The organism is Roseovarius sp. TE539 (genome assembly GCF_003298505.1).
Lineage (GTDB): Bacteria > Pseudomonadota > Alphaproteobacteria > Rhodobacterales > Rhodobacteraceae > Roseovarius.
Map to the genome: position 1 here is coordinate 1 of NZ_QNGB01000051.1, position 7379 is coordinate 7379.

6 protein-coding genes and 1 tRNA gene are annotated in these 7379 nt (G+C 63.1%); 5 read left to right on the plus strand and 2 right to left on the minus strand.

The features are described from left to right. Positions 1-819: 819 nt before the first annotated feature. A tRNA-Lys gene (locus DQW77_RS17570) sits at positions 820-895 on the minus strand. A 141-nt stretch (positions 896-1036) separates the two neighbouring features. On the opposite strand from DQW77_RS17570, the gene dapF reads away from it, so the two are divergent. Continuing rightward, entirely contained in the window at positions 1037-1855 is an 819-nt protein-coding gene (gene dapF / locus DQW77_RS17575) for a diaminopimelate epimerase (RefSeq protein WP_404947947.1), read from the plus strand. After that, positions 1852-3108, plus strand: a complete 1257-nt coding sequence (mtaB, locus tag DQW77_RS17580; protein WP_113259614.1) for a tRNA (N(6)-L-threonylcarbamoyladenosine(37)-C(2))-methylthiotransferase MtaB — start codon at positions 1852-1854, stop codon at positions 3106-3108. Before dapF ends, mtaB begins: the two co-directional genes overlap by 4 nt. Before the next feature lie 224 nt (positions 3109-3332). On the opposite strand, the gene DQW77_RS17585 is transcribed toward mtaB, so the two are convergent. Next, entirely contained in the window at positions 3333-4022 is a 690-nt protein-coding gene (locus DQW77_RS17585) for an outer membrane protein (RefSeq protein ID WP_113259617.1), read from the minus strand. A 231-nt stretch (positions 4023-4253) separates the two neighbouring features. On the opposite strand from DQW77_RS17585, the gene petA reads away from it, so the two are divergent. From petA to DQW77_RS17600, 3 genes are read left to right on the plus strand one after another with little or no spacing between them, the layout of a single operon-like run. Continuing rightward, positions 4254-4817 (plus strand): ubiquinol-cytochrome c reductase iron-sulfur subunit, encoded by a 564-nt coding sequence (gene petA, locus DQW77_RS17590; protein WP_113259619.1) that lies wholly within the window; start codon positions 4254-4256, stop codon positions 4815-4817. A gap of 11 nt (positions 4818-4828) precedes the next feature. Next, a complete protein-coding gene (petB, locus tag DQW77_RS17595; protein ID WP_113259621.1) occupies positions 4829-6151 on the plus strand; it encodes a cytochrome b in 1323 nt (440 codons plus the stop codon). A 16-nt stretch (positions 6152-6167) separates the two neighbouring features. Beyond that, complete coding sequence (locus DQW77_RS17600) at positions 6168-7019, plus strand: cytochrome c1 (RefSeq protein WP_113259623.1); 852 nt, start codon at positions 6168-6170, stop codon at positions 7017-7019. Positions 7020-7379: the final 360 nt, after the last annotated feature.

The window sequence follows — 7379 nt, forward strand, 5'->3', positions numbered from 1 at the left end:
TTCGGTGAAGCGTGATTTGCGCATCGTCTGTTCTCCTCGTCGCTTTGAACGTTACGAGAACAAACTCTACTTTTGAATGGCCCGGTTTTGCGGGGGCAGGTCACTCGCGGCGAAGGTCAGCTATCTTAAAGTTCGCACCGAGGGTAATAGGACCGCTTCGGGGCTGCGAGCGGTCATCTGACGTTTCGCTCGGGATACTTGTCCCTCGACCTCAGGCCTGCTTTCACACGGGAATGTTGCGTCAGGTGCAGAACACTAGGTTAAAAAAGGACTGCCTCCGCTTGTTGTGCGGGAACTCGATATCTATACCGCGTGAAAGACAACTTCCGGCAAAAAGGCTTTGCCACGTCGCACCCGCAGCGAACGACCGTTTCCCGCCCCTCGTGTCGACGCGCCGCGTCATGTACCGCCAGTCATGAATGTGTTGCGAGGGCGCTGGCTCCGAGCTTTCGCCACGCCCATCAGCAAAGGCATCGAAGGACCGCAAGCTGCAGACGCAATCCGCTGTTAGGCTTCTTTTTATAGTTTCGCTCAGCGGCATGGCGGAAGGCGGCGGCCCCGTGAAAGGATAAAGGCCCAAGAGGGACCCGCCCGCTTTTCACCCCGGCGCGTCGCACCTTCACAGCAGCACGCACCGGCCAGCCGCATCAACCCCGCAGCATGAGCTACGCCACCCAGCGCCCAAGTCTCAAACAATCGCATCGAAACCCATGTAAAATGTCCCCCATGTGTCCCCTAAAGGCGCCAAGTCACGCCCAGTGGCGCAATCCTCGCACTCTCTCGAACCTCGCAAGCTTTTGTTTGTGAATAGAATTTCAGTGGTGAGCCGTGCAGGATTCGAACCTGCGACCCACTGATTAAAAGTCAGTTGCTCTACCAACTGAGCTAACGGCCCACTAGGCGGCTTAATTAGAAAGGGCGCACTGAAGGGTCAACCCCGAAAATCCGTGATCTGTCCCTGATTGTCTGGATAATCCGGCGGTGCGGGGTTATATCACCGGCCATGACTTCGATGCGCGGCGGCGGACTGGCCTTCATGAAGATGCATGGACTCGGCAATGATTTCGTTGTCGTGGATGCGCGCGCGCGCGTCGCCGGCCTGACACCGGATCTGGTGCGGCGGATCGGGGACCGGCATACCGGTCTTGGCTTCGACCAGCTGGCGGTCATCGATGCCGGCAAATCCCATGGCGGCGCGGCGGCGGATGCGCATCTGACCTTCTGGAACGCCGACGGCTCGACCTCCGGCACCTGCGGCAACGCCACCCGCTGCATCGCCCGTTTCCTGATGGAGGAGAGCGGTCGCGCTCAACTCCGCCTGACCACCGAAGGCGGCGACGTGGAGGCGTGCGACGCGGGGCGCGGGATGACCGCCGTCAACATGGGGGCGCCGCGGCTCGCATGGGACGCGATCCCGCTGGCCGAGGAAATGGAAACGCTCGAGTTGCCGATCGAGGGCGGCCCGACCGCCACGGGCATGGGCAACCCGCACTGCACCTTCTTCGTCGCCGATGCCCAGGCGGTGCCGCTTGAGCAGTTCGGCCCGCGCTACGAGACCCATCCCCTCTTTCCGGAGCGCACCAATGTGCAGGTGGTCAGCGTGACAGGCCCTGACCGCCTGCGCATGCGGGTGTGGGAGCGCGGTGTCGGGATCACGCGCGCATCGGGCTCCTCGTCCTGCGCGGTCGCGGTCGCGGCGGCCCGGCGCGGCCTTGCCGGGCGTGGCGTGCGCATCGACCTCGATGGAGGCAGCCTTCAGGTGGACTGGCGTGACGACGGGGTATGGATGACCGGCCCCACCATGCACGTGGCCGACGGCATCCTGACCCCCGGCTTCCTGGAGGCTGGTGAATGACCGCGCCGCGCTTCACAACCCTCGGCTGCCGTCTCAACGCGTACGAGACCGAGGCGATGAAGGAACTGGCCGGAAAGGCGGGACTGGAGGACGCGGTGGTCGTCAACACCTGTGCGGTCACCTCCGAGGCGGTGCGCAAGGCACGTCAGGAAATCCGCCGACTGCGCCGTGAGAATCCGCTTGCGCGGCTGATCGTCACCGGATGCGCGGCCCAGACCGAACCGCACAGCTTTTCCGAAATGCCCGAGGTTGACGCGGTAATCGGCAACACCGAGAAGATGCAACCCGGCACCTGGGCCGACCTGGCCGCGGATTTCATCGGCAAAACCGAAGCCGTGCGCGTCGACGACATCATGTCGGTCACTGAAACGGCCGGGCATCTGATCGACGGGTTCGGCACCCGCAGTCGCGCCTATGTGCAGGTTCAGAACGGCTGCGATCATCGCTGTACCTTCTGCATCATTCCCTATGGTCGCGGAAATTCACGCAGCGTCCCCGCCGGTGTGGTGCTCGAACAGATCAAGCGGCTGGTGGATCGCGGCTACAACGAGGTGGTGCTGACGGGTGTCGACCTCACCAGCTGGGGCGCCGACCTGCCCGCGCGGCCGCGTCTGGGCGATCTTGTCATGCGAATTCTGAAACTGGTACCCGATCTTCCGCGGCTTCGGATCAGTTCGATCGACTCGATCGAGGCGGACGAGGCCCTGATGGAGGCCATCGCGACCGAGCCGCGCCTGATGCCGCATCTACATCTCAGCTTGCAGCACGGTGATGACCTGATCCTCAAGCGGATGAAACGCCGCCACCTGCGCGATGACGCTATCCGCTTCTGCGAGGATGCGCGCCGCCTGCGTCCCGGCATCACCTTCGGGGCCGACATCATCGCCGGTTTCCCGACCGAGACCGAGGCAGCCTTCACAAATTCCCTGAAGCTGGTGGAGGAATGTGGCCTCACATGGCTTCATGTCTTCCCGTACAGCAAGCGCCCGGGCACCCCCGCGGCACGCATGCCGCAGGTGGACGGACGCATCGCGAAAGACCGTGCCGCGCGGCTTCGGCGCATGGGCGCGGCACGGGTGGGCGACCATCTCGATGCGCAGCTGGGCCGCAGCCACCGGATCCTGATGGAATCGCCGCGCATGGGCCGGACAGAAGCGTTTGCCGAGGTGGAGTTCGGCCGGGACGAGCCGGAAGGGCAGATAGTGGAGGCCCGCATCACCGATCGCAGCGGCAGCAGGCTGCTGGCGGCGTGACACCGCCCGGCGCAGACCTGCGAAGCTCTCCGCGCCCTTGCAGGCGCGTCTCGCGGTGACCAGAACCCCATCGCCGCGACCAGGCCCTTCGCATATTCCTGACTTCGGGGGTCGAAATTTACGGATCGAAAGTGGTCAACGGCTTGCCATACGGTCCCGGAGGCCGGCCCGCGATGTTCCGGGGCCCAATGCCTGCGTGCGATGGTTGCCGCGCCGACCGGCGCTCAGAAACTGTAGCTCACGCCGATATTGACGGCATGGGTCAGGATCTCGGTGTTCAGCTCACCCGCGGGCTGGCCGGGAAGGGCAATGTCAGGGTCGATGGTCACCTCGTTGTCCGACCACGTGATCTGATATTCGCCGAAAAGCGCCCACCTGTCGTTGAAATCGTATTTCAGCCCTGCAATTCCGCGCAGCGCCGGCCCCGTCACTTCCAGTCCGAAGGTGCGGCTGGCGGCGCCTGCGACCCGGATATCGACATGCGGAACAGCCACCCCGACGCCAGCTCCCAGGTAGGGCGTGAACTTCGGGGTCCGCGCGAAGGTATCGGGAAACCGCTTCATCACGTTGGCCGTGAAGATGTTGTGCCCGTCCGAGAATTCCAGCTTGTTGACACCGAGGGCGTTCTGGTCCGGTCGCGATGCGATCGCCTTGGCATGGGTTCCCTCGACGCCGAATCCCCAGTTCTTCTGGGTCCACCAGGTTGCCCGCCCCCCGTAATAAAGCGGGTTGTCCAGGGGCTTGGCACGCCAGTCTATCCCGCGGCTGAAGGCGGTGCCATCGGGCAGGGTGCCCGACGCGCTGCTGCCGTCAACCGTCTGGACGCCGAGGTAAAGGCTCAACTCCATTTCGGCCGCGGCGGGCGTGGCGAAGGTGAGCAGCATCACGAGGGCGGCGGGAAGGTTCTGGTACATGGTGAAGACTTTCGATCTCGATTGGAGGCATATACCCTGCTTACATGGGCGGCGGCGGCGCCACAAGCGCGACACTAGGGCGCTGCGTTCAAATCACCGGCATTGCAGATGCACACTGGACGCCACCCGCGCGCCCCGCTAAATATCCAACCGGAATGGCTGCGTCCCGCAAGGGGCGTCAGCCGAGAGACGTGATGCCGCTCAGGCGGCGTTGAGAATGGAGAATTGCCCGTGTCCCACGCAGACGATCACGAAGGCACCCGGAGGGATTTCCTCTACTACGCCACAGCCGGCGCAGGTGCCGTAACCGCAGGGGCGGCAATCTGGCCGCTGGTGAACCAGATGAACCCCTCCGCCGACGTGCAGGCCCTCAGCTCTATCCGGGTGGACGTGGACGGGATTGCCCCGGGCACGCAGTTGACGGTGAAGTGGCTGGGCAAGCCGGTGTTCATCCGCCGCCGCACGGAGGCCGAGATCGCCGAGGCCCGCGAGGTTGACGTGGCGGCCCTGCCGGACGGTATCGCCCGGAACGAGAACCTCCAGGGCGAGGTGCCCGCCACCGACGCCAACCGCACCCTGGACGAGGCAGGTGAATGGCTGGTGCAGATGGGTGTGTGCACCCATCTGGGCTGCGTGCCGCTCGGCGACGGGGCCGGTGATTTCGGCGGTTGGTTTTGTCCCTGCCACGGGTCGCACTATGATTCTGCCGGACGTATCCGAAAAGGTCCGGCCCCCGAGAACCTGCCGGTTCCGCTGGCCGAATTCGTCGACGAAACGACGATCAAACTGGGATAAGGAAACGCGCAATGTCCGGAATTCCGCACGATCATTACGAACCGAAGACGGACGGCCAGAAGTGGTTGCATTCGCGGCTCCCTGTCGTCGGCCTGCTTTATGACACGATCATGATCCCCACGCCCAAGAACCTCAACTGGATGTGGATCTGGGGAATCGTGCTGACCTTCTGCCTCGGGTTGCAGATCATCACCGGCATCGTGCTGGCGATGCACTACACCCCGCAGGTCGACATGGCTTTTGCCTCGGTCGAGCATATCATGCGCAACGTCAACAGCGGCCACATGCTCAGGTATCTGCACATGAATGGCGCATCGCTGTTCTTCTTCGCGGTATACCTGCACATTTTCCGGGGTCTCTACTACGGGTCCTACAAGGCCCCGCGCGAGATCACCTGGATCATCGGCATGATCATCTACCTGCTGATGATGGGTACCGCTTTCATGGGCTACGTGCTGCCCTGGGGTCAGATGTCGTTCTGGGGCGCCACGGTCATCACCGGCCTCTTCGGGGCCATCCCCTTCATCGGCGAATCGATCCAGACTTGGCTCCTGGGCGGGCCGGCCGTGGGCAATGCGACGCTCAACCGGTTCTTCTCGCTCCACTACCTGCTGCCCTTCGTGATCGCGGCGCTGGTGGCGGTGCATATCTGGGCCTTCCATACGACCGGCAACAACAATCCCACCGGGGTCGAGGTACGGCGCGGCTCCAAGGCCGAGGCCGAGAAGGACACGGTGCCGTTCTGGCCCTATTTCGTCATCAAGGACCTCTTCGCGCTCGGCGTGATCCTCGCGGTCTTCTTCGCCATCGTCGGGTTCATGCCCAACTACCTCGGTCACCCTGACAACTATATCGAGGCCGATCCACTGGTCACGCCCGCGCACATCGTGCCGGAATGGTACTTCCTGCCCTTCTACGCGATCCTGCGTGCATTCACCTCCGATGTCTGGGTGGTCATGGCGGCGAGCTGGATCACCGGGGGGATCGTCGATGCCAAGTTCTTCGGCGTGGTGGCCATGTTCGGTGCCATCGTGGTGATGGCGCTGGCCCCGTGGCTTGATACGTCGGGCGTCCGCTCGGGCCGGTTCCGGCCGATGTTCAAGTGGTGGTTCGCTCTTCTGGTGATTGACTTCGTGGTGCTCATGTGGTGCGGTGCGCAACCTGCGGAACCACCCTACTCGACCATATCCCTGATCGGGTCTGCCTACTGGTTTGTCTACTTCCTCGTGATCCTGCCACTTCTTGGCGTGATCGAGAAGCCGACTCCGCAGCCCTCGACCATCGAAGAAGATTTCGCTGCGCATTACGGCACGTCCAAGACGCCTGCCGAATAAGAAAGGATCCGCGACAATGACACGTTTTAAAAAGACGGGTATCGCCGCGCTGGCCGCGCTCACCCTTTCTTCGGGACCCGCGCTTGCCGCGGGTGGCGAAGCCCATATAGAGGACATCGCCTTTTCTTTCGAGGGGCCTTTCGGCAAGTTCGACCAGAACCAGCTGCAGCGTGGGCTCAAGGTCTACACCGCCGTCTGTGCCAGCTGCCACGGGATGGAATACGTGCCCATCCGCACCCTCGGAGACGAGGGCGGACCGCACTTGCCCATGGACCAGGTGCGTGCCTATGCCGAGCAGAACTTCGAGGTGTTCGACGAGGAACTCGATGATTTCCGGGCGGCAAAACCCGTCGATCACTTTCCGTCCTCCAGCCTCGAGACTGCTCCGGACCTGAGCCTCATGGCCAAGAAACGGGCCGGGTTCCACGGACCCTATGGTACCGGGTTAAGCCAGCTTTTCAACGGCATGGGCGGAGCTGAATACATCTACTCCCTGATGACCGGGTACGCGGAGGCACCCGATTGCGCTCCCGACGATTTCCCCGGCTCCTACAACACCGCCTTCACCGCAGGCGGATACCCGGCGGAGTGCAAGGATCATGGCCATCCCACCGTCCCCGGAAGCTGGATTTCGATGGCCCGGCCGCTCTGGGGCGAGGACGTGGAATATGACGACGGAACCGAGGCCACGATGGAGCAGGAGGCCGAGGATGTGGCCGCCTTCCTGATGTGGGCGGCCGAACCCAAGATGATGGCACGCAAGGAAGCCGGTCTTTCGGGCGTGATCTTCCTGACCGTACTCACGGTCCTGCTCTACCTCACAAACAAGCGCCTCTGGGCTCCGATCAAGGGCAAGAAGAACGTCTGACCGGTGCATCTTGCCACGTCCGAAACCCCGCCCCTGACCGGGCGGGGTTCTTTATTGTCCCGCGTGGCGATTCCGTGCCGGGTTATTTGCTTGGGGGCCACGCATGCTCCCGGGGCGCCGCCCGTCTCCATTATTTCCCGGACCGACGACACGACATTGACGCTCCCGGAGTATTTCCGGAAAGATGAAGACCCTCGCCCTGTCTTCATCTTTCCCCAAATACTCCCGCCGGAGGCGCCCCGCGGCCGCGGCCCGAGTGACCTGCCCCCGCAAAACCGGGCCATTCAAAAGTAGAGTTTGTTCTCGTAACGTTCAAAGCGACGAGGAGAACAGACGATGCGCAAATCACGCTTCACCGAA